Consider the following 19,764-nt stretch of genomic DNA (forward strand, 5'->3'; position numbering starts at 1 on the left):
TCGTTGCTGCACTGCAACATAATTCTGCATGAAGTGCGATTCGGGACGCCCGGAGAGGCGGGCGACGCATTGCTCTCGCGCGCTCATGCGACTACCTACTCCCTCATGAAATTCCTCGACCAAGCCAAGATCTATGTGAAGGCCGGCGACGGCGGCGCCGGTTGCGTCTCGTTCCGGCGCGAGAAGTTCATCGAGTTCGGCGGGCCCAATGGCGGCGATGGCGGGCGCGGCGGCGACGTCGTGGTCGAATGCGTCCAGGGCCTCAACACGCTGATCGACTTCCGCTTCCAGCAGCATTTCAAAGCCAGGATCGGCGAGCACGGCATGGGCAAGGACCGGCACGGCGCCAATGGTCCCCCGATCGTGCTCAAGGTGCCGCCGGGCACCGAGATCCTCGACGAGGACGGCGAGACGCTGATCGCCGACCTGACCGAGCCGGGCCAGCGCTTCGTGCTGTGCAAGGGCGGCAATGGCGGCTTCGGTAACGCCTATTTCAAGACCTCGACCAACCAGGCGCCGCGCCACGCCAACCCCGGCCTGCCAGGCGAGGAACGCTGGGTCTGGCTGCGGCTCAAGCTGATCGCCGATGCCGGCCTCGTCGGCCTGCCCAATGCCGGCAAGTCGACCTTCCTCGCCACGGTGACGGCGGCCAAGCCCAAGATCGCCGACTACCCCTTCACGACGTTGCACCCCGGCCTTGGCGTCGTCCGCGTCGATGCGCGCGAGATGGTGCTCGCCGACATTCCCGGGCTGATCGAGGGCGCGCATGAGGGCCATGGTCTCGGCGACCGCTTCCTCGGCCATATCGAGCGCTGCCGCGTGCTCCTGCACCTCGTCGAGGGCACGACCGAGCATGCAGGCAAGGCCTACAAGACGGTGCGCAAGGAGCTTGCCGCCTATGGCGCCGACCTCGACGAGAAGCCGGAGATCGTCGCGCTCTCCAAGGTCGACGCGCTGACGCCGGAGGCGCGCAAGGAACAGCTCGCCCGCCTGAAGCGCGCCAGCGGGCGCACGCCGATCGCCCTGTCGGCCGCCTCGGGCGAAGGTGTCGAGGCGGCGCTGCGCGCGGTCTTCGCGGTGGTCGAGGAAGCGCGCGCCCAGGAGGTTAAGGACGACGCTCCGGCGCAGGAGAGCGGCTGGCATCCTTGACAGCCGTTCACAACCGCGACTTGCGCGGCCGTCACTCCTGGTCTTGAAGTCGGCGATTGCCCGCTTTGGACCATTCCAGCCATGCCGAGACGACAGACTGCCCTCGCCTTCTCCGCCGCTCTCCTCTCCGGCGCGGCTTTCGCACAGCAGGCGCCGGCGCAACGCCCCGCCCAGCAGCGCCCGGTCCAGGCGCAGGCGACTGCGACACCCGGCGCGATCTCCCAGCCCGACAACACCACCGCGACCTATGGCGACTGGATCCTGCGCTGCCAGCAGAGTGTTGCAGCCCGCGTCTGCGAGATCGTCCAGACCCTGGAACAGCAGGGTCAGCGCGGCCCGATCGCTCTGGTCGCCATCGGCCGGCCGGTCAAGAGCGAGCCGATCAAGCTGGTGATCCAGGTGCCTCCGAACCTTGCACTCGGCGACAAGGTCAGCTTGCGCGTGGTCGTCGCCGAGAAGGACGAGGCGCTCGCCGTCTTCCAGCGCTGCCTGCCCGGCGGCTGCTTCGCCGAGGCGACACTGAGCGACGACGCCTTCAAGCGCTGGCGCGGCCTCAGCGAGGCCGGCCAGATGCGCTATCTCGACGCCGGCAAGCGCGAGGTCACGCTGCCGCTCTCCTTCCGCGGCTTCCCCGCCGCGGCCGAGGCGCTGCTGCGCGAGCCCTGATCCAGCCGTCAGGCTCGGGATTGCCCCAAGCTGTCGCCTCGCTCAATGCGCCGCCGACGGCTTTGCGTCACGCAAGGTCGTCAGCGCCACCGCGATGCAGAAGACCATGCCGGCGATCGCGATCAGCGCGACCGCGTGGAAGCCTGTCATGAAGGCCTCGCGCGCCGCCTGGAGCAGGTGCGCCGACTGGTCCGGCGCCAGCTGCTCGGCCGCCGCCAGAGCCCCGCCGAGCGTCGAGCGCGCCGGCGCCAGCGTGGCGCTGTCGACGCCCGCGACAGAAACCCCCGCCATGCTCTGGCGATAAAGTGCAGCCCCCAGGCTGCCGAACACGGCGACGCCGAGCGCGCCGCCCAATTCGATGCTGGTCTCGGACATGGCCGAGGCCGCCCCTGCCCGCTCCTGCGGCGCCGAACCGACCACGATACCGGTCGTCAGCGCGATCACCGGCGTGAAGCCGATCGAGAACAGGATCGATGAGGCGACGATCTGGACGAGGTTAGGCGCGAGGGCGAGCCAGGCGAAACCGAGGCCGGAGAGCACCATGCCGCCGGCCATCAGCGTCGCGGGCTTGAAGCGCACCGACAGCGGTGTCACCGCGAAGGAAGCGAGCGTGAAGGCGACTGCCGAAGGCAGCGACCAGATGCCGGCTTCCAGCGGCGTCAGCCCGGCGACCAACTGCAGATACTGCGCCATGAAGATGAAGCTGCCGAACATCACCATGATGCCGGCGAGGTTGATCGCCAGCGCCGCGCGGAAGGCCGGGATCCCGAACAAGGCGAGATCGACCATCGGATCGGCGAGGCGCGTCTGCCGGCGGGCGAACACCACGCCGAACACCAGCCCTGCGACGATGCTGGCGACAGCAGACCCCGACAGCCCGAACTCGGCCAAATGCTTGATCCCGTAGATCACCGGCAGGATCGCCGCCAGCGAGAGCAGCGCGCTGACGAGGTCGAGCCGCCCTGCCTGCGGCGCCTTGTACTCCGGCAGCAGGATCGGCCCGATCACCAGCAGGATCAGCATCGGCGGCACCGCGATCAGGAAGACCGATCCCCACCAGAAATACTCGATCAGCGCACCGCCGATCAGCGGGCCGATCACGGCGCCGGCCGAGAAGCTGGCGATCCACATCGAGATCGCGAAGGTGCGCTCGGTCTCGTCCTCGAACATCACAGCGATCAGCGACAGCGTCGAGGGCGCCAGCGTCGCCCCGGCGATGCCGAGCAGCGCCCGCATCACGATCAGCATCTCGGTGCTGCTCGAGAAGGCGGCGACCGTTGAAGCCAAGCCGAAGGCGGCCGCGCCGATCAGCAGGAGCTTGCGTCGGCCGATGCGGTCACCGAGCGTGCCCATGGTCATCAGGAAGCCGGCGACCATGAAGCCGTAGATGTCGATGATCCAGAGCAGTTCGCCCGCTGTCGGCTTGAGTTCGCGCGTCAGCGTCGGAACCGCCAGGTTCAGCACCGTCAGGTCCATCGAATAGATCATGCAGGGGAAGGCGATCGCGATCAGGCCCAGCCATTCGCGGCGGGTGGCCTTGCGCGCCGGAACGGCGGCGGTCGTCATGGTCGTCACAATCAGATCTCGTCAGTTTTTTGAGCAGCGACACTGCCAGCAGAATGTGGCGGCTCCTGTCAGCAACGGCGGCTCAAGCCGCATGCCCGGCATGATTGTGGGGAAGCCGGCACCTTCCCTTTGGACTATGCTGGCCGCGCCCGCCGCAGCAGCAATGTGTCATGCCCCAAGAAGCTGACGAGGCGCTCGTCCCGGAAGCCGAAGCGTCGCGCCAGCCGCAGGGAGGGCTCGTTCTCCGGCGCGATCAGGCAGACCGAGCTGTCATATGCGCCTTGCACGTCGAGCCAGCCGAGCGCGGCGGTGAGCGCCTCGCTCGCGAACCCGCGTCCATGCGCCCAGCCCGCCAGCACCCACCCCGCCTCGGGAATGCCGCGGATCGATGGCTCGATCGCCCGGTGGAAATCGGCGAAGCCGAGATCCCCGACGAAGCGGCCGCTCGCCTTCTCGGTCAACGCCCAATAGCCGTAGCCGAGCAGCGGCCAGAGCCCGCGATAACGCAGCAGCCGCATCCAGGCCTCCTGCGCGCTCGAGGGCTGGCCGATATGGTGCACCACCGCCGCATCGCCCCACATCAGCCTGAGCGGTTCGAAATGCTCGACGCCGTGCAGGTCGAGGACAAGGCGCTCGGTCTCCAGGCGCATCGCTCAGCCCTCGGCAAACTGCAGCCGGTAGAGCCGCGCATAGGCACCATCGCGCGCGATCAGCCCGTCATGGTCGCCGGTCTCGACCACCTTTCCCTCGTCGAGCACGACAATCTGGTCGGCCTCGCGCACGGTCGACAGCCGATGCGCGATGACCAGCGTCGTCCGGCCCTTCATCAGCTCCGCCAGCGCCTCCTGCACCAATCGCTCCGACTGGGTGTCGAGCGCGCTGGTCGCCTCGTCGAGCAGCAGGATCGGCGCATCCTTGAGGATGGCGCGGGCGATGGCGAGGCGCTGGCGTTCGCCGCCGGAAAGCCGCGAACCGCGCTCGCCGACCTTCGTGTCGTAGCCGTCGGGCATCGCCATGATGAAGTCGTGCGCCGCCGCCGCCCTGGCCGCGGCGACGATGTCCCCCTCGCTCGCGCCGGGGCGGCCGAAGCCGATATTGGCGCGCACCGTGTCGTCGAACAGCACGACATCCTGGCTGACCACGCCGATCTGGCCGCGCAGGCTGCGCAGGGTCACGTCGCGGATGTCCTGCCCGTCGATTTCGACCCGGCCCTCGGTGGGATCATAGAGCCGCGGCACCAGCGCCAGCATGGTCGACTTGCCCGAGCCGGAACGGCCGACAAGCGCAGTGGTCTTGCCGGCCTCGGCGACGAGGTCGATGCCTTCGAGCCCGCGCTGGTCGTCGCGATAGCGGAAGCGCAGGTCTCGGAAGGCAACCGCGCCCCCGCCTACCGCGAGCGGCTTGGCGTCGGGGCGCTCGGTGATCAGCGACTTCTCGTCGATCAGCGCGTAATAACGCTTCAGCGAGGCGCCCGCCTCCTGGACGATGGCGTTGAGATTGCCGAGCGAGCGCATCGGCTGGGCCGCCAGCAGCAACGCCGAGACATAACCTGTGAAATCGCCGACGGTGGAACTGCCCGAGGTGATGCGCACGCCGATCGCCGCGAGCACGCCGGCGACCGCAAGCCCGCCGGCGACCTCCAGCAACGGATCAAGCCGCCCGCGGGCGTTGGCCGCCTTCATCTTCAGCGCCCGGATCGTCTCGAAGGCACCGGCCGCGCGCTCCTTCAGATAAGGCTCGAGCGAATCGGTCTTGGCGACGCGCGCACCCTGCAGGCTCTCGGTGACCAGGCTCGCCATTAGGCCGGTCTGCTCCTGCTGCGAGGCCGCCATGCGGCGCAGCTTCTTGCCGATCCGGCCGATCGGCCTGGCGACGACAGGCGCGATCAGCAGCACCACCGCCGTCATCTTCCAGTCGATCCAGAGCATGGCGCCGACCAGCGCGATCGCCGTCATCACGTCGCGAACCGCGATGTTGACCAGCCGGGTCAGCGCCTCCTTGACGAAAGTGAAGTCGGTGGTGAAGCGCTGGGTGAGCGAGGCCGGGTTTTCCCTCTGGAGCTGCGCCAGGTCGGCGTCGATCAGATGGTTGTAGAGCGCGCTCTGCATGTCGGCCTCGATCCGGCTGACGACGCTGTTGGTCATCACCGTCTGGGTCAGCAGCGAGAAGCCCTTGATCGCAGTGACGATCACCACGACGACGGCGACGGCGTTGACGACGCCGATCTCGAAATCGATCGACTTCGAGACCAGCCGCTCCATGCGGCGTACGAAGCCGGTCGCCTCGGCCCCTACGGGATCGGCGAAGGCGTCGAAGGCCGCCTTGATCAGCAGTGGATAGAAGCTCGTCGTCGCCGCGATGACCACGACGAGACCGAGGATGGCGATGAGTTGCGGCGTGTATTGCCGCCCGCGCTCGCGCCAGACTCGGGCGAAGAGTGCAAAGGTGTCGTCGGTGACGCGGCCGATCTTCATGGCGCGCGGCCTAACATGGCCGCCATGCGAGCGCCACTGCCGGTCTTGCTCCGGACAAGAACCTGACGTCCCATGGCCTTGAGTTGATTCACCAGATTCGAGAACCCATGCCCCTTCCCCCGCCGGCCCGGCCCGGACAGTCCTTCGCCGAGATCGATACGCCCGCTTTGATCATCGATCTCGACGCTTTCGAGCGGAACCTCGTCACCATGGCGGCTTTCGCCGAGGCGACGGGCATACGCCTGCGCCCCCATGCCAAGACGCATAAGAGCCCGGAGATCGCCCTGCGCCAGATCGCCCATGGTGCGGTCGGGCAATGCTGCCAGAAGGTCGGCGAGGCGGAGATCCTGGTCGCCGGCGGCGTCACCGATGTGCTCGTCACCAATGAGATCGCCGGCGCCGCCAAGCTCGACCGGCTGGCAAAGCTCGCGCGCGAGGCCCGAATCGGGCTCTGCGTCGATCATATCGAGGGCGTGCGCGAGGCCGCCGAAGCAGCGGCGCGCAACGACGTCGTCCTCGACGTGCTGGTCGAGCTCGACATCGGCGGGCGCCGCTGCGGCGTCGCCCCCGGCGAGGCGGCGGTCCGGCTCGCCGAAGCGGTGGCGCGCAGCAACACGCTGCGCTTCCGCGGCGTGCAGGCCTATCACGGCTCGGCCCAGCACATGCGCTCGGTCGACGAGCGCAGTGAGGCGATCGAGCGCGCAGGGCTTCTCACCCGCAATGCGATCGAGCGCCTCGCCCAGGCCGGTCTCGCCTGCGAGACCGTCGGCGGCGCCGGCACCGGCACCTACGAGCTGGAGAGCCGCTCCGGCATCTGGAACGAATTGCAATGCGGCTCCTACATCTTCATGGACGCCGACTATGCCCGCAACCGCATGGCTGACGGCTCGACCTTCAACACCTTCCAGCACGCGCTGTTCGTGCTCGCGGGGGTGATGAGCAAGCCGGTGCCGGATCGTGCCATCGTCGACGCCGGTCACAAGGCCGCCGCGGTCGATTCAGGGATGCCGGTGCCCTGGCAGCGCGACGGCGTGATCTACACCAAGCCCTCCGACGAGCACGGCATCCTGACCGGCGATCCCGTCGCCGTGCCGCATCGCGGGAACCGGGTGCTGCTCGTGCCCGGCCATTGCGACCCGACCGTCAACCTGCACGACTGGTATGTCTGCGTGCGCGGCCTGGGCGGCCCGGACGCTCATGTCGAGGCGGTCTGGCCGGTGGCGGCGCGCGGGGCACTCAGCTAATCGTGCTCGCCGAGCTGGCGCTGCGAGCTCTGACGCCGGCCGCGCCGCTTGCGCGCCGATTCGGCCTGCTGCGGGAGAGTGTCGGGCTCTGGTCGCGCGGCCGGCGCCAACGCAAGGCCTGGGAGCCGCACCGGGCCCGCTGCCGCGCCATCATCGCCGAGGTCGCAGCCTCCCTGCCACGCCGCCGCAAGGTTGTGGTGCTCGGCTCCGGCCCCGCCCGCGACATCCCGCTGGGCATGCTCTGCGCCAGCTTCGACGAGGTCGTGCTTGTCGATATCGTTCATCTGCCGCTGCTGCGTCTGAGGCTCTGGCGGCAGCTGAAAGTCAGCCTGCTCAGCCGGGACCTCACCGGCGCCATGGCCTGGCTCGCCGCCGAGGCGGAGGGCCGGCAGGACCCGCTCGCGGACCTCGTCGCCGATGACCGCGTCGATCTTATCATATCCGCCAACCTGCTTTCGCAGCTCGCCTGGCCGGTTGCCGACTGGCTCGAGGACAATCCCGCCCGGGCCGCCACCCTGCCCGCGAACCTGCCGGCCCGCTGCATCGCCTGGCATCTCGACGACCTCGCCCGCTTCAAGGGCCATGTCTGCCTGATCAGCGATGTCGAGATGGTCGAGCGCGACCGCGGCGGAGCGATCCATGATCGGCTCGACCTGATGTACGGCGTCGGCCTGCCGAAGGAGGACGAGAGCTGGCTCTGGCCGGTCGCGCCCTTCGGCGAGGCCGAGCGCGACCGGGAATACGTGCACAAGGTCTGCGTCTGGCAGAGGTTTGAGCGGGGCTGATGCTGCCCGTGCTGAGGCTCGCTGCGAACGGCATCAGCTGGCGCGATTCCATGCGGCCAGCACAGCTGCGGAGTCGACGATCTTCGCGAAATCCGATTCGAGATGCGCCATCGTCACGTCGAAAATCGTGCGTGCCGACAGCCCGGGTAGATCGAAGGTGATCACCGCATCGCCTACCACGGTCATGTTGAAGCCGAGATCGGCTCCAGCCCGAACCGTGGAGTTGACGCAGTACCCGGCCACCCCGCCGGTGACCAGCAGATCCGTGATGCCATTCTCACGCAGATAGGCTTCGAGGTCAGTCGAGGCGAACCCGGATGATGTCCGCTTCAGGAAGATCGGCTCGCCCTCAACCGCTTTGGCACATGGCATGGGTTGATGGCCCGCGGCGTCGGCATGGAACGGCGAAGCCGGGTCATCCGCGCTATGACGGATGTGGATGACAGGCTGCCCGCGTTTGCGGAACGCTTCAGACAGCATGGCGATCCGGTCCGGCGCGTCGGAATTGACGCAATCCCTGCCGGCATCGATCCGGTGCTGCATCTCCATCTGCATGTCGATGATGACCAGAGCTTTCATGTTTGCCTCACCCCAACGTCAACCGCCGCCTGACGATCTCGGCGTGGAAACGCGCACCGTGGATCAGGCCTTCGTCGTTGAAGTCGTAGCGCGGGTTATGCAACGGCGCGCTATCGCCATTGCCGACGAAGGAGAAGCAGCCCGGCACATGCGCCAGGAAGCGAGCGAAGTCTTCCGAGCCGGTGAAAGGCTCGGACACCACCGAGACGTTCTCAGGCCCGAGCGCGTTCCGCGCCGCCTCCAGTGCCGCCTCGGTCTGGGCCGGCTGGTTGAGCAGCGGCACGAATTCGCGCGTATAGCTCACCGACTGCTCGACATTGTAGGCGCGGGCGATGCCTTCGCTGATCACGCGCATCTGCGCCTCGATATCGGCGCTGACCTCTGGGTGAAAGCTGCGGGCATCGCCGAGGATGCGCGCCTGCCCCGGCAGGGCGTTGCGGGTGCCGTCGGTGATCAGCTCCGTCACCGAGACGACGGCGATCTCAGCCGGGCTCAGGCGGCGCGAGACGATCGTCTGCAGGCTGGTGACCAGGGCACAGGCGGCGACCAAGGTCTCGTTGCCGACATGCGGGCGGGCGGCATGGCCGCCGACGCCGGTGAGGACGATCTCGAAATTGTCCTCCGCCGACATGATCGGGCCGGTCCGGGTCTGGAACTTGCCGACCTGCAGCTTCGGCGCATTGTGCAGCCCGTAGATCTCCTCGAACGGAAAGCGCTCCATCAGCCCGTCAGCGAGCATGGCGAGCGCGCCGCGCCCCCATTCCTCGGCCGGCTGGAAGACGAAGCGCACGGTGCCGTCGAAGCCACCTTCCTCCGCCAGCAGCTTCGCGGCGCCCAGCAGCATGGCGGTATGGCCATCGTGGCCGCAGGCATGCATGACGCCGGGATTGCCGGAGCGGTGGGAAAACTCGCTTTGCTCGGCTATGCGCAGCGCATCCATATCGGCCCGCAGCGCGATCGCCCGGTTGCCGCTGCCGCGCGTCAGCGTGCCGACCACGCCGGTGCCGCCGACACCCTCCGCGACATCGTCGAGGCCGAACTCGCGCAGCTTGGCCGCGACGAAGGCGCTGGTGCGCGTCTCCTCGAAGCCGAACTCCGGATGGGCGTGCAGATCGCGCCGCCAGCCGGTCATCTCCTGCACGAGCTTGTCGAGATCGATCGTCACGGGCTGTCCTCGCCTGCTTCACTCAGCCGGAAGACTATGCCGGCGCCAGTGCAACAGGCGCTGCAATTGCCCGCCCCATTTGCAAGCTTGTTTCGCAAGCGTCCGCTCAGCGGTTCAGCCGCACGCTCCCACTGATCGAGAGGTCGTAGCCACCGAACTCCTTCGCCCGCGCCGCCATGTCCGGGCTACGCATCCAGGCGAGCAGCTTCTGCGTCGCCGGCTCGAAATAGCTCCGCCGGCGCATCACCAGATCGACGTGCTCCCAGACCAGGGGGAGGAAGGCAAGGCCGAAGGCCATGGCGATTGCGCGCGCCGCGATGCCGCAATCGGCCCGTCCGGAACGGATCGCCAGCGCCAGATCCTGGCCGGTGGCGCAGATGCCGTCGGCGACGATCATCCGACCGGAGGGAACCCCGGCGCGTTCGAGCAAGCTCAGCAGCAGCAATTGCGCGCCGGCGCCGCGCTGGCGCTGGGCGAAGCGGGCGCCCTTGGCGATCGCGGCGCCGAGCCCGTCGATCCCGAGCGGATTGTCGGGTGCAAGGAGCAGCCCCTGCTCACGCCGGGCGAAATTGATCACCACCGCATCGTGCAGGGAAGGCTCGGCGCGGATCGCGGCGAGATTGGCGGCGTCGTCATCCGGCGTCGCGTGGAGATGCAGCGCCGCGATGGCGACCTCGCTGCGCACCAGCCGGTCGAGCCCGGCCTGCGACCCCTCCGCCAGCAGCGCCAGCCCGCAGCCGGATTCGCGGATCGCGAGCTCCAGCAGCGAATCCTGGCTGCCACCGACGATCGGCGGTGGCGGGACCGTGTCGAACCCGGCCGGCCGCGACAACCCGGCCTCGAGCCAGCGATCGAGGCCGCCACGCGGGAACAGCCATTTACCGGAGACCTTGGTGCAAGGCACAGCACCCTGCCCGACCAGCTCGTAGAGCTTGCGCTCCTTGAGGCGCAGATATGAGGCCGCTTCCTCGGTAGTGAGCCAGATCTGATCCTGCATCAACCTGCACATGCCTGCGCTGATTACGACATTGGCATTTGGTCGCATTGAACTCTACCAATTGCAAATGCTTGCAATCTCAAGGCGAGCGCGGGGAGCAGGCTTTGGACGTCGGCGCGATCTTTCAGGCGGCTTTTGCCTTGGTGGTCGGGCTCGATCCGGGCTTTCTCGGCATCGTCTTCCTGTCGCTGCGCGTCACCCTGACCGCCGTGCTGATCGCGGCGCTGATCGGCCTGCCGCTCGGTGCCGCCCTGGCGCTGGCACGCTTTCCTGGCCGCGCTGCCATCATCGTCTGCCTCAATGCGCTGATGGGGCTGCCGCCAGTCGTCGCCGGCCTCGCCGTCTTCCTCCTGCTCTCGCGCTCCGGCCCGCTCGGACCACTGGGCCTGCTGTTCACGCCGACAGCGATGATCATCGCACAGGTGATCCTGGTGCTGCCGATCGTGATCGCGCTGACCCGGCAGGTGATCGAGGATCTCTGGAGCGAATATCGCGACCATTTGCGCTCGGTCGGCCTGGACGGCCTGCGCGCCATCCCCACCCTGCTCTTCGACGGGCGTTTCGCGCTGGCGACGGCTCTGCTCGCCGGTTTCGGCCGGGCCAGCGCCGAGGTCGGCGCCGTCCTGATCGTCGGCGGCAACATCGCCGGCTACACCCGCACCATGACGACGGCAATCACGCTGGAGACCTCGAAAGGCGACCTGCCGCTGGCCCTCGGCCTCGGTCTCGTCCTGCTCTCGCTGACGCTCATGATCAACGCCATAGCCTTCGGCGCCAGCCGTATCGGAGCGCGCTATGCGGGTTGAGCCGCGATGCTGAGCGTATCCTCGATCCTGCCGCTCACCGTCGAGGCCGCCGCCTTCTTCGGCGACGGCAAGCTGCTGGTCGCGCCCAACAGCTTCGTCATTCCGGCCGGCGGGCTGACCGTGCTGCTCGGGCCGAACGGCGCCGGCAAGTCGCTGACCTTGCGCCTCTGCCACGGCCTGCTGACGCCGAGCCGCGGCACTGTGCGCTGGGCCGCCGGAGCCGAAGCCCGCGCCAAGGGACAGAGGAAAGGCCATGCGATGGTCTTCCAGAAACCGATCATGCTGCGCCGCTCGGTCGAGGCCAACATCACCCATGCCCTCGCCGCTGCTGGCAGCAATGGCGCCGAGCGCAAGACACGTGTGACGCAGGCGCTTCAGCGTTTCGGCCTTGGGGAACGCGCCGGCCAGCCGGCCCGCCTGCTCTCCGGCGGCGAGCAGCAGCGGCTCGCCATCGCCCGCGCCTGGGCGCTGCGGCCCGAACTGCTCTTCCTGGACGAGCCGACCTCGCAGCTCGACCCCGCCGCGACGCGCCAGATCGAGGAATTGCTCTCTGGCCTCGTCGCCGAGGGCATCACCGTGATGATGTCGACCCATGATCTTGGCCAGGCCCGCCGCCTGGCCGACCGCGTGCTCTTTCTGCATCGCGGCCGCCTGGTCGAGGACGCACTGGCCAAGGATTTCTTCGCCGGCCCCCATTCGGCCGAGGCGCGTGCATTCCTTGCCGGCGAACTGCTCTGGTGACCTACAAAGACGACAACAGGAGAAACGCCCGATGACCGCCTTGCCCCGCCGCTCTCTCCTCGCCGCCGGCCTCTTCCTCGGCCTGACCGGCATCGCGCTCGCTCAGGCTCCCGCGGCGCCGGCCGGCGAGCGCTTCATCACGGTCGCCTCGACCACCTCGACCCAGGATTCTGGCCTGTTCAACCACATACTGCCGCTTTTCAAGGCCAAGACCGGCATCGAGGTCCGCGTCATCTCGCAGGGCACAGGCCAGGCGCTCGACACCGGCCGGCGCGGCGATGCCGACGTCGTCTTCGTCCATGCCAGGGCGCAGGAGCTGAAATTCGTCGAGGAGGGCTTTTCGACCGAGCGCCGCCCGGTGATGTACAACGACTTCGTCCTGATTGGCCCCAAGAGCGATCCCGCCGGCGTCGCCGGCAGCAAGGACATCGTCGCCGCGCTGAAGAAGATCCAGGAGAAGGCCGCGCCCTTCGTCTCGCGCGGCGACAAGTCCGGCACCCATGCCGCCGAGCTCAATCTCTGGAAGGTCGCGGGCATCGACATCGCCGCACAGAAGGGCTCCTGGTATCGCGAGATCGGCCAGGGCATGGGTGCGGCGCTCAACACCTCCGGTGCGATGGGCGCCTATGTCCTCTCCGACCGCGCCACCTGGATCTCGTTCAAGAACCGCGGCGATCTCGTCATCTCGGTCGAGGGTGACCAGCGCCTGTTCAACCAGTACGGCGTGATGTCGGTGAACCCGGCCAAGCACCCGCATGTGAAGGTCGCCGACGGCAAGCGCTTCGCCGACTGGCTGACCAGCCCGGAAGGCCAGAAAGCGATCGCCGACTACAAGATCGACGGCCAGCAGCTGTTCTTCCCCAATGCCGGCCAGGCGGGGGCGTAACCTGATGCGGAGGCTCGCGCTCGCCGCCCTCGTCAGCCTGTGGCCGGCACTCGCACCGGCGCAGCAGGCGCAGAAGCCGGTGCTCCTCCACGCCGCCGGCAGCCTGAAGAATGCTCTGACCGAGGTCTCCAAGGCCTTCGAAGCCTCCGCACGGATTCCGGTCACGACCAGCTTCCGCCCCTCCGGCCTGCTGCGCGAGGCTCTCGCCAAGGGCGAACCGGCCGAGGTTTTCGCCTCCGCCAACATGGAACACCCACTTGCGCTGGCGAAGGACGGCAAGGCCGGCCCGGTCGTGCTCTTCGTCCGCAACGAGACCTGCGCCTTCGCCCGTCCCGGGCTCGACGTGACCAGCAACACCCTGCTCACGCAGATGCTCGATCCCAAGCTCAAGCTCGGCACCTCGACGCCAAAGGCCGATCCGTCCGGCGACTATGCCTGGCAGGTCTTCGCCAGGGCCGAGGCGCTGAAGCCCGGGGCCAAGGCAACGCTGGAAGCCAAGGCGCTGCAGCTCGTCGGCGGCCCGAACAGCGCCCCGACCCCGCCGGATCGCAACAGCACCGGCCATCTGCTGGCGACGGGCGCCGCCGATCTCTTCCTCGGCTACTGCACCAATGCCGATCCGATCGCGCGCGAGCAGCCCGGCATCCGCATGGTCAGGCTGCCGGAGAAGCTGCTGGTCGGGGCGGATTACGGGCTGACGGTGATGAACGGCGCTTCGCCGAACGCCTACAAGCTGGCGATGTTCATTCTCTCGCCGGATGGGCAGCGCATCCTGGCGCGGCACGGCTTCGTCGCGCCCGGCCTGCCGCGCGAAGGGAAGTGAGATCTTGGTCGCGGCGTCCCCGGTTAGCCTGTACGCCGCCGGCAGCCTGCGCGGGGCCCTGCTCGACATCGCCGACGCCTTCGAGGCCGAGACGGGGATCCCCATCTCCGGGAAATTCGGCGCCTCCGGCCTGCTCAAGGACCGGCTCATCGGGGGCGAGGCCGGCGAGGTCTTCGCCTCGGCCAATCTGGAGCATCCGCAGGCGCTGGCACGGGCCGGCCTCGCCGGCCCGGCCGTGCTCTTCGCCCGCAACGAGCTCTGCGCCTTCCTGCGGCCGGGACTGGTGGCGACGCGCGCCACTCTGCTCGATCTGATGCTCGATCCGAAGGTGAAGCTCGGTACGTCGACGCCAAAGGCCGATCCGTCGGGCGACTATGCCTTCGCCGTATTCGCCAGGGCCGAAGCGATGAAGCCCGGCGCCAGGGCCGCGCTCGAAGCCAAGGCCCTGAAGCTCACCGGTGCACCGGACTGCCTACCGGCGCCCGAAGGCCTCAACGTCTACGGTCACAAGCTGGCGAGCGGCGAGGCCGACATCTTCCTGGCCTATTGCACCAATGCCCGGCCGCTTGCGAAGGAGCAGCCGGGGATCGCGATGCTGCGCCTGCCGGACCAGCTCGCTGTCGGCGCCGATTACGGACTGACGGTGCTGAACAGGGCCTCGCAGAGCGGCTACCGGCTCGCCATGTTCATTCTCTCGCCGCAGGGCCAGGCGATTTTGGCAAGGCATGGCTTCACGGCGCCGGGCCTGCCGCGCGAGGGATAGCGGGAAGAGCGAGATCATGGACTGGCACGCGACCCGGCCCGGCGAAACCGAAGCACCCTTGCCCGAGCGGAGCGATGCCCGCCTCGTCTTCATCGGCCGCATCCGCACGCCCTTCGCGACGCGTGACGACTGCCCGCGGCAGGGCCGGCAGGACGGGCCGCTCTGCCGCGTCGAGATCGATCCGCATTGGCAGGCGGCGCTCAAGGGCATCGAGACCTTCGCCGAGCTCGATCTGCTCTACTGGATGCACGAAGCCAGGCGCGATCTGCTGACGCAGACGCCGCGTGGCGGCGATACGCTCGGAACTTTCGCGCTGCGCTCGCCGGTGCGACCGAACCCGATCGCATTGTCGCGGGTGAAGCTCGAAGGCGTCGAAGGAGGTACACTGCTGGTGCGCGGACTCGACTGCCTCGACGGCACGCCGCTCATCGACATCAAGCCGCATCGCTGCAGCCATTCGCACGGCACGACGGAAACCTCCCATGCCGCACCCTGATCGCCGCGCCGTCCTCGCTGGCCTCGGCGCGACGATCGCGGCCCCGCGCCTCGCCCGCGCCGCGACCATTCGCGATGGCGCCGGTCGCGAGATCACGATTCCCGGCAAGGTTGAGCGCATCTTCCCCGCCGGGCCGCCGGCGGCAATCCTGGTCTACACGCTCGCGCCCGACCTGCTGATCGGCTGGCCGCGCGCCAACCGGCCCGAGGAGCGCGAATTCCTGCTGCCCGGCATCGGCGACCGGCCCGAAATCGGCCGCATCACTGGCCGTGGCAACAGCGCCAATCTCGAAGCCGTGCTGCAGGCCAGGCCGGACCTCATCGTCGACTCCGGCTCGACCGGTCGCACCTATGTCGAGCTCGCCGAGCGCGTGCAGCAGCAGGCCGGCATCCCCTATGCCCTGCTTGACGGCCGCTTCGGGGAGACCCCGGCGAGCTATCGCATTCTCGGCCAGCTTACCGGCCGCAGCGAACGCGCCGAGACGCTGGCGCGCTGGTGCGAGGACAGTTTCGCGACAATCCGCGGCCGCATAGCCGCAATCCCGGCCGAGAAGCGCCCGAGCGTCTATTATGCGCGCGGCCCACGTGGGCTGGAGACCGGGCTCGGCGGCTCGATCAATGTCGAGACCCTGAGCTTCCTCGGAGCGCGCAACGCTGCCGCCGAACAGCAGGGCAGCGGTCTCGCCCAGGTCTCGCTCGAACAGGTGCTGGCCTGGAACCCCGACGTCATCGTCACCATCGACCTCGCCTTCTCCGAAAGCGTGCGCAGCGATCCGAACTGGGCCGGCGTGAAGGCGGTGCGCGAGGGCCGCGTCCATCTCTCGCCGAAGCTGCCCTTCGGCTGGGTCGACTTCCCGCCCTCGGTCAACCGGGCGATCGGCCTGTGGTGGCTGGCAAAGCTGCTCTATCCCGCGCAATTCCCCGAGGACATCCGCAAGCTCGCCCGCGACTTCCACACGCTGTTCTACCAGGTGACGCCGAGCGAGGCGCAGCTCGACCGCGTGCTGGCCGGGCGGGGGTGATGGTTCACCATCTCAGTCATCCCGGGCGGCCGGAGGGAGACCCGGGATCCATGCCTGAACCGTTCCGGAATGGACCCCGGATCGGCGCGGCTTCGCCGCTTGTCCGGGATGACCATGTCGTGGTCACTTGGCCGGCGAAACGCCGTTGATCCGATGACCTCCTCCCTGCGCGGCAATCTGATCGCCCTTCTCCTGCTGGCGCTCGCCGTGCTCGCCGCCTTCGCGCTCGGGCGCTTTCCGGTCGCTCCCGGCGATCTCGGCCGCCTCGCCTGGTCGGTTCTCACCGGCGAGCCCTCCGGCCTTCCGGCCCAGGTCGAGACCGTGGTCTGGAACATCCGCGGCCCGCGCATCGTCGCGGCGATCCTGTGCGGATCGGCGCTCGCCATTGCCGGCTGCGCCTTCCAGGGCCTGTTCCGCAATCCGCTGGTCTCGCCTGATATTCTCGGGGCTTCCTCGGGCGCGGCGCTCGGCGCGGTCATCGGCATCTATCTCTCGCTCGGCCTGTTCGGCATCCAGCTAGCCGCCTTCGCAGGCGGGCTGGTCGCGGTCGGCGCCGTCTACGCAGTGGGATCGACGATCCGGCGCGGCGATCCGGTTCTCGTGCTGGTGCTGACCGGCGTCGTCGTCGGCTCGCTGCTCGGCGCCGGCATCGGCCTGGTGAAGTACTGGGCCGATCCGTACAACCAGCTCCCGGCCATGACCTTCTGGCTGCTCGGCAGCCTCGCGGGAACGGCCAAGCCCGATCTCGTCCCTCTGCTCGGCCCGGTCCTGATCGGCGCCGTCATCCTGCTGGCGCTGCGCTGGCGCATGAACGTGATGTCGCTGCCGGAGGAGGAGGCGCGCGCGCTCGGCCTCGCGACCGGCCCGCTACGGATCGCCATCGTCGCCGCCGCGACGCTGGTGACGGCGGCGAGCGTCGCGGCTGCCGGCATCATCGGCTGGGTCGGCCTCGTCGTGCCGCATCTCGCGCGCTTCCTCGTCGGTCCCGATTTCGGCCGTCTCATGCCGACGGCAGCGCTGCTCGGCGGCGGCTACCTGCTCGCCATCGACACGCTGGCGCGGATCGCCGCCCCGGTCGAAACGCCGCTCGGCATCCTCACCGCCGTGATCGGCACGCCCTTCTTCATCTGGCTGCTGGCCTCGGCGCGCGGAGGCTGGTCGTGAGACTCGAAGCCTCCGCCCTGGCCTATGGCTATCGCGAGCGCGAGATCGGCCGCGACATCGCGCTCGACCTTGCCGGCGGCGAGGTCTTGGCCCTGCTCGGCCCCAACGGCCATGGCAAGACGACGCTGCTGAAGACCCTGCTCGGCCTGCTGCCGGCCAAGGGCGGCACGCTCACACTTGACGGCAGGCCGCTCGCCGCAATGTCTGTGGGCGAGCGCGCCCGTGCCCTCGCCTATGTGCCGCAGGTCCATGCCGGCACCTTCGCCTTCGCCGTGAGCGAGGTCGTTCTGATGGGGCGGACCGCCCGCTCCAGCCTGTTCGCGGCACCGTCGGGCCATGACCGGGACGTGGTACGGGCGATGCTGGACCGGCTCGGCATCGCGCATCTGGCGCAGCGCCCCTATACCGAGATCTCAGGCGGGGAGCGTCAGCTTGTGATGATTGCCCGCGCGCTGGCGCAGGAGCCGCGCTACGTCATCTTGGACGAACCGACGGCGAGCCTCGATTTCGGCAATCAGGGCAAGGTGATGAACCAGATCCGCCGCCTCGCCGGCGAGGGCCTCGGCGTGCTCTTCACCACCCACGACCCAAACCAAGCGCTGCGCTATGCCGACCGGGCGATGCTGCTGCGCGACGGCCGGGCCCTCGCCAGCGGCAAGGCACGCGAACTCATGACGCCGGAGCGGCTCGCCGCGCTCTATGGCGTTGCGATCGAGACCGTCAGGGGCGAGGACGGGAAGCTCGCCTTCCTGCCGGGCTGAACGGCCCAATCCCGTCACAATGTCCTGATGAAGTTTACCTTAAGGCAGGACATGGCGTGGGAGTTTGGCGCGCCGGCGGTCGACCCCGCTTTCGGCGGCTCGATCTGCCGGCCTTTTGGATACGGGGGACATCCGCATGAAGCGCATCATCGCGGCCGCGCTCGTCGTCGGCCTGGCCGTCATGTCCGATGCCTCGCTGCAAGCGCAGCAGCCCTCGCAAGCCTCGATCGAAGCGCTACTGCCGGAATTCGAGAAGCAGGTCGCCGAGGGCATGAAGGCCTTTTCGGTGCCGGGCGTCGCCGTCGGCGTGATCCACGAGGACAAGCTGATCTTCGCCAAGGGCTTCGGCGTCCGCGCGGTGGGCAAGCCGGAGCAGGTCACGCCGGAGACGATCTTCCAGATCGGTTCGACCACCAAGGCCTTCTTCACCACCACGCTTGCGCAGGCGGTCGATGCCGGCCGGCTCGGCTGGAATGATCCGGTCATCGACCATGTCCCCGAATTCCAGCTCGCCGACCCCTGGGTCACCCGCGATTTCCGCGTGCTCGATATCGCCGCCCAGCGCTCGGGCCTGACGGCTTACGTCAACGACGCTCTCACCATGCTGGGCTACGACAGACAGACGCTGATCCGCTCGCTGCGGGTCGCGCCGCAACTCGGGCTGTTCCGCTCCGATTTCCGCTATCTCAACATCCCGCATGTCGTCGGCGGCGAGATCGTCGCCAAGGTCAACGGCACGCCCTCCTGGTTCGACTCGCTGAAGACCAGCCTGCTGACCCCGCTCGGCATGGGCGAGACGACCGCCACGGCCGAGGCGATCACCGCGGTGCCCAACCATGCGCAGGGCCATCGTTTCGCCGAGCCGCCCATCGCCGTGCCCTTTCATCCCTCGTTCCCCTATGCGCTCGGGCCGGCCGGAGCGCTCAACTCGAACATCCCCGACATGGCGAAATGGCTGCGCCTGCAACTCGGCCGCGGCCATTTCGAGGGCAAGATCCTGGTGTCCGAGGACAATCTCGACGTCACCTGGACGCCGCGCGTCGCCATGAGCGAGCGCAGCTCCTATGCCGTCGGCTGGGTCGCGACCGCGACGCCGCGCGGCCGAATCATCTGGCACAATGGCGGCACGGCCGGCTTCGGCGCCCATGCCGGCTTCCTGCCCGACGGCAAGACCGGCATCGTCATCCTGACCAATCTCGAAAATCTCGGCCTGCCGGACGCGCTGGCGATGTGGTTCTACGACCGCGTGCTCGGCAATCCCGCCGTCGACAATGTCGGCCTCGCAGCCGCCGCCGCGAAGACCCGTCGCGAAGCGGCGCAGGCGGAAGCTGCCGGTTTCGTACCCGGCCCGATCTCGCCACTCGCCGCCGGCTTTTCCGGCAGCTACGCCTCGCCGATCCTGGGCGAAGCCACCGTCGCGCTCACTGGCGGGAAGCTCGGCCTGACGCTGGAGAAGACCGAGGCGCAGCTCCTGCTCGAGCCGAACAGGGACGATCCCTACCTGTTCCAGGCGCGGCTGGCCCCGGTCGGCGCCTTCGTCGCACCGGCCGAGATGTCCGGCGGCGAGCCCTTTGTCCGCCTGCGCTTCGAGACCGACGCCGCCGGCAAGATCAGCCAGATGCGCTGGCTCAGCCCCGAGCTGCCGCATAGCTTCGCGCGCTCGGCCCAGTGACGAGGG

20 protein-coding genes are annotated in these 19,764 nt (G+C 68.6%); 14 read left to right on the plus strand and 6 right to left on the minus strand.

From position 1 onward, the window contains the following. Positions 1–105 precede the first annotated feature (105 nt). Together obgE and BMZ21_RS27390 are read left to right on the plus strand one after the other, a co-directional pair. Positions 106–1,149 carry a GTPase ObgE gene (obgE, locus tag BMZ21_RS27385; RefSeq protein WP_091842359.1) on the plus strand — a complete coding sequence of 348 codons (1,044 nt, stop codon included), beginning with the start codon at positions 106–108 and terminating at the stop codon, positions 1,147–1,149. Positions 1,150–1,230: 81 nt separating this feature from the next. Then, positions 1,231–1,815 (plus strand): invasion associated locus B family protein, encoded by a 585-nt coding sequence (locus BMZ21_RS27390; protein WP_091842362.1) that lies wholly within the window; start codon positions 1,231–1,233, stop codon positions 1,813–1,815. Between the two features lie 42 nt (positions 1,816–1,857). Here BMZ21_RS27390 and BMZ21_RS27395 read toward each other — a convergent pair whose 3' ends face one another. From BMZ21_RS27395 to BMZ21_RS27405, 3 genes are all read right to left on the minus strand, one after another. Further along, a complete protein-coding gene (locus tag BMZ21_RS27395; protein ID WP_425285479.1) occupies positions 1,858–3,393 on the minus strand; it encodes an MFS transporter in 1,536 nt (511 codons plus the stop codon). A 122-nt stretch (positions 3,394–3,515) separates the two neighbouring features. Continuing rightward, the gene (locus tag BMZ21_RS27400; protein WP_091842368.1) at positions 3,516–4,031 is read right to left on the minus strand and encodes a GNAT family N-acetyltransferase; all 516 of its coding nucleotides are present in this window, start codon (positions 4,029–4,031) and stop codon (positions 3,516–3,518) included. 3 nt (positions 4,032–4,034) lie between these two features. After that, positions 4,035–5,855 carry an ABC transporter ATP-binding protein gene (locus BMZ21_RS27405; RefSeq protein ID WP_091842371.1) on the minus strand — a complete coding sequence of 607 codons (1,821 nt, stop codon included), beginning with the start codon at positions 5,853–5,855 and terminating at the stop codon, positions 4,035–4,037. A 107-nt stretch (positions 5,856–5,962) separates the two neighbouring features. Between BMZ21_RS27405 and BMZ21_RS27410 the strand changes: the two genes are divergently transcribed. After that, entirely contained in the window at positions 5,963–7,099 is a 1,137-nt protein-coding gene (locus BMZ21_RS27410; RefSeq protein ID WP_091842373.1) for a DSD1 family PLP-dependent enzyme, read from the plus strand. Between the two features lie 2 nt (positions 7,100–7,101). Further along, positions 7,102–7,884 carry a hypothetical protein gene (locus tag BMZ21_RS27415; RefSeq protein WP_091842376.1) on the plus strand — a complete coding sequence of 261 codons (783 nt, stop codon included), beginning with the start codon at positions 7,102–7,104 and terminating at the stop codon, positions 7,882–7,884. Positions 7,885–7,917: 33 nt separating this feature from the next. Here the strand turns inward: BMZ21_RS27415 and BMZ21_RS27420 are convergent, their stop codons facing one another. From BMZ21_RS27420 to BMZ21_RS27430, 3 genes are all read right to left on the minus strand, one after another. Continuing rightward, positions 7,918–8,463, minus strand: coding sequence for an isochorismatase family protein (locus BMZ21_RS27420; protein ID WP_091842378.1), 546 nt, complete (start codon positions 8,461–8,463; stop codon positions 7,918–7,920). A gap of 7 nt (positions 8,464–8,470) precedes the next feature. Next, positions 8,471–9,628, minus strand: coding sequence for a M20 aminoacylase family protein (locus BMZ21_RS27425; protein WP_167561778.1), 1,158 nt, complete (start codon positions 9,626–9,628; stop codon positions 8,471–8,473). A 106-nt stretch (positions 9,629–9,734) separates the two neighbouring features. Then, entirely contained in the window at positions 9,735–10,625 is an 891-nt protein-coding gene (locus BMZ21_RS27430) for a helix-turn-helix transcriptional regulator (RefSeq protein ID WP_091842380.1), read from the minus strand. Positions 10,626–10,729: 104 nt separating this feature from the next. Here BMZ21_RS27430 and BMZ21_RS27435 point away from each other — a divergent pair, with 104 nt between their 5' ends. The 10 genes from BMZ21_RS27435 to BMZ21_RS27480 all read left to right on the plus strand — a co-directional run bounded on the left by BMZ21_RS27435 (position 10,730) and on the right by BMZ21_RS27480 (position 19,758). Then, a complete protein-coding gene (locus BMZ21_RS27435; protein ID WP_425285478.1) occupies positions 10,730–11,431 on the plus strand; it encodes an ABC transporter permease in 702 nt (233 codons plus the stop codon). Positions 11,432–11,437: 6 nt separating this feature from the next. Beyond that, positions 11,438–12,172 (plus strand): ATP-binding cassette domain-containing protein, encoded by a 735-nt coding sequence (locus BMZ21_RS27440; protein ID WP_091842383.1) that lies wholly within the window; start codon positions 11,438–11,440, stop codon positions 12,170–12,172. Positions 12,173–12,203: 31 nt separating this feature from the next. After that, complete coding sequence (locus BMZ21_RS27445; protein ID WP_091842385.1) at positions 12,204–13,058, plus strand: ABC transporter substrate-binding protein; 855 nt, start codon at positions 12,204–12,206, stop codon at positions 13,056–13,058. 4 nt (positions 13,059–13,062) lie between these two features. After that, positions 13,063–13,881 (plus strand): molybdate ABC transporter substrate-binding protein, encoded by an 819-nt coding sequence (locus BMZ21_RS27450; protein ID WP_208862384.1) that lies wholly within the window; start codon positions 13,063–13,065, stop codon positions 13,879–13,881. Between the two features lie 4 nt (positions 13,882–13,885). After that, on the plus strand, positions 13,886–14,644 hold the full coding sequence (locus BMZ21_RS27455; protein WP_208862385.1) for a molybdate ABC transporter substrate-binding protein: 759 nt from the start codon (positions 13,886–13,888) through the stop codon (positions 14,642–14,644). A 16-nt stretch (positions 14,645–14,660) separates the two neighbouring features. After that, positions 14,661–15,140: a tRNA (N6-threonylcarbamoyladenosine(37)-N6)-methyltransferase TrmO gene (gene tsaA, locus BMZ21_RS27460; RefSeq protein WP_091842389.1), complete on the plus strand. Its 480-nt coding sequence runs from the start codon at positions 14,661–14,663 to the stop codon at positions 15,138–15,140. Beyond that, on the plus strand, positions 15,127–16,161 hold the full coding sequence (locus BMZ21_RS27465; RefSeq protein WP_091842391.1) for an iron ABC transporter substrate-binding protein: 1,035 nt from the start codon (positions 15,127–15,129) through the stop codon (positions 16,159–16,161). Before tsaA ends, BMZ21_RS27465 begins: the two co-directional genes overlap by 14 nt. 153 nt (positions 16,162–16,314) lie before the next feature. Continuing rightward, on the plus strand, positions 16,315–17,325 hold the full coding sequence (locus BMZ21_RS27470) for a FecCD family ABC transporter permease (protein ID WP_244544050.1): 1,011 nt from the start codon (positions 16,315–16,317) through the stop codon (positions 17,323–17,325). Then, entirely contained in the window at positions 17,322–18,086 is a 765-nt protein-coding gene (locus tag BMZ21_RS27475; RefSeq protein ID WP_091842393.1) for an ABC transporter ATP-binding protein, read from the plus strand. The genes BMZ21_RS27470 and BMZ21_RS27475 overlap by 4 nt, the downstream gene beginning before the upstream one ends. A gap of 136 nt (positions 18,087–18,222) precedes the next feature. Further along, positions 18,223–19,758, plus strand: a complete 1,536-nt coding sequence (locus tag BMZ21_RS27480) for a serine hydrolase (RefSeq protein ID WP_091842395.1) — start codon at positions 18,223–18,225, stop codon at positions 19,756–19,758. Positions 19,759–19,764: the final 6 nt, after the last annotated feature.

The organism is Allobosea lupini, assembly GCF_900109525.1.
GTDB lineage: Bacteria > Pseudomonadota > Alphaproteobacteria > Rhizobiales > Beijerinckiaceae > Allobosea > Allobosea lupini.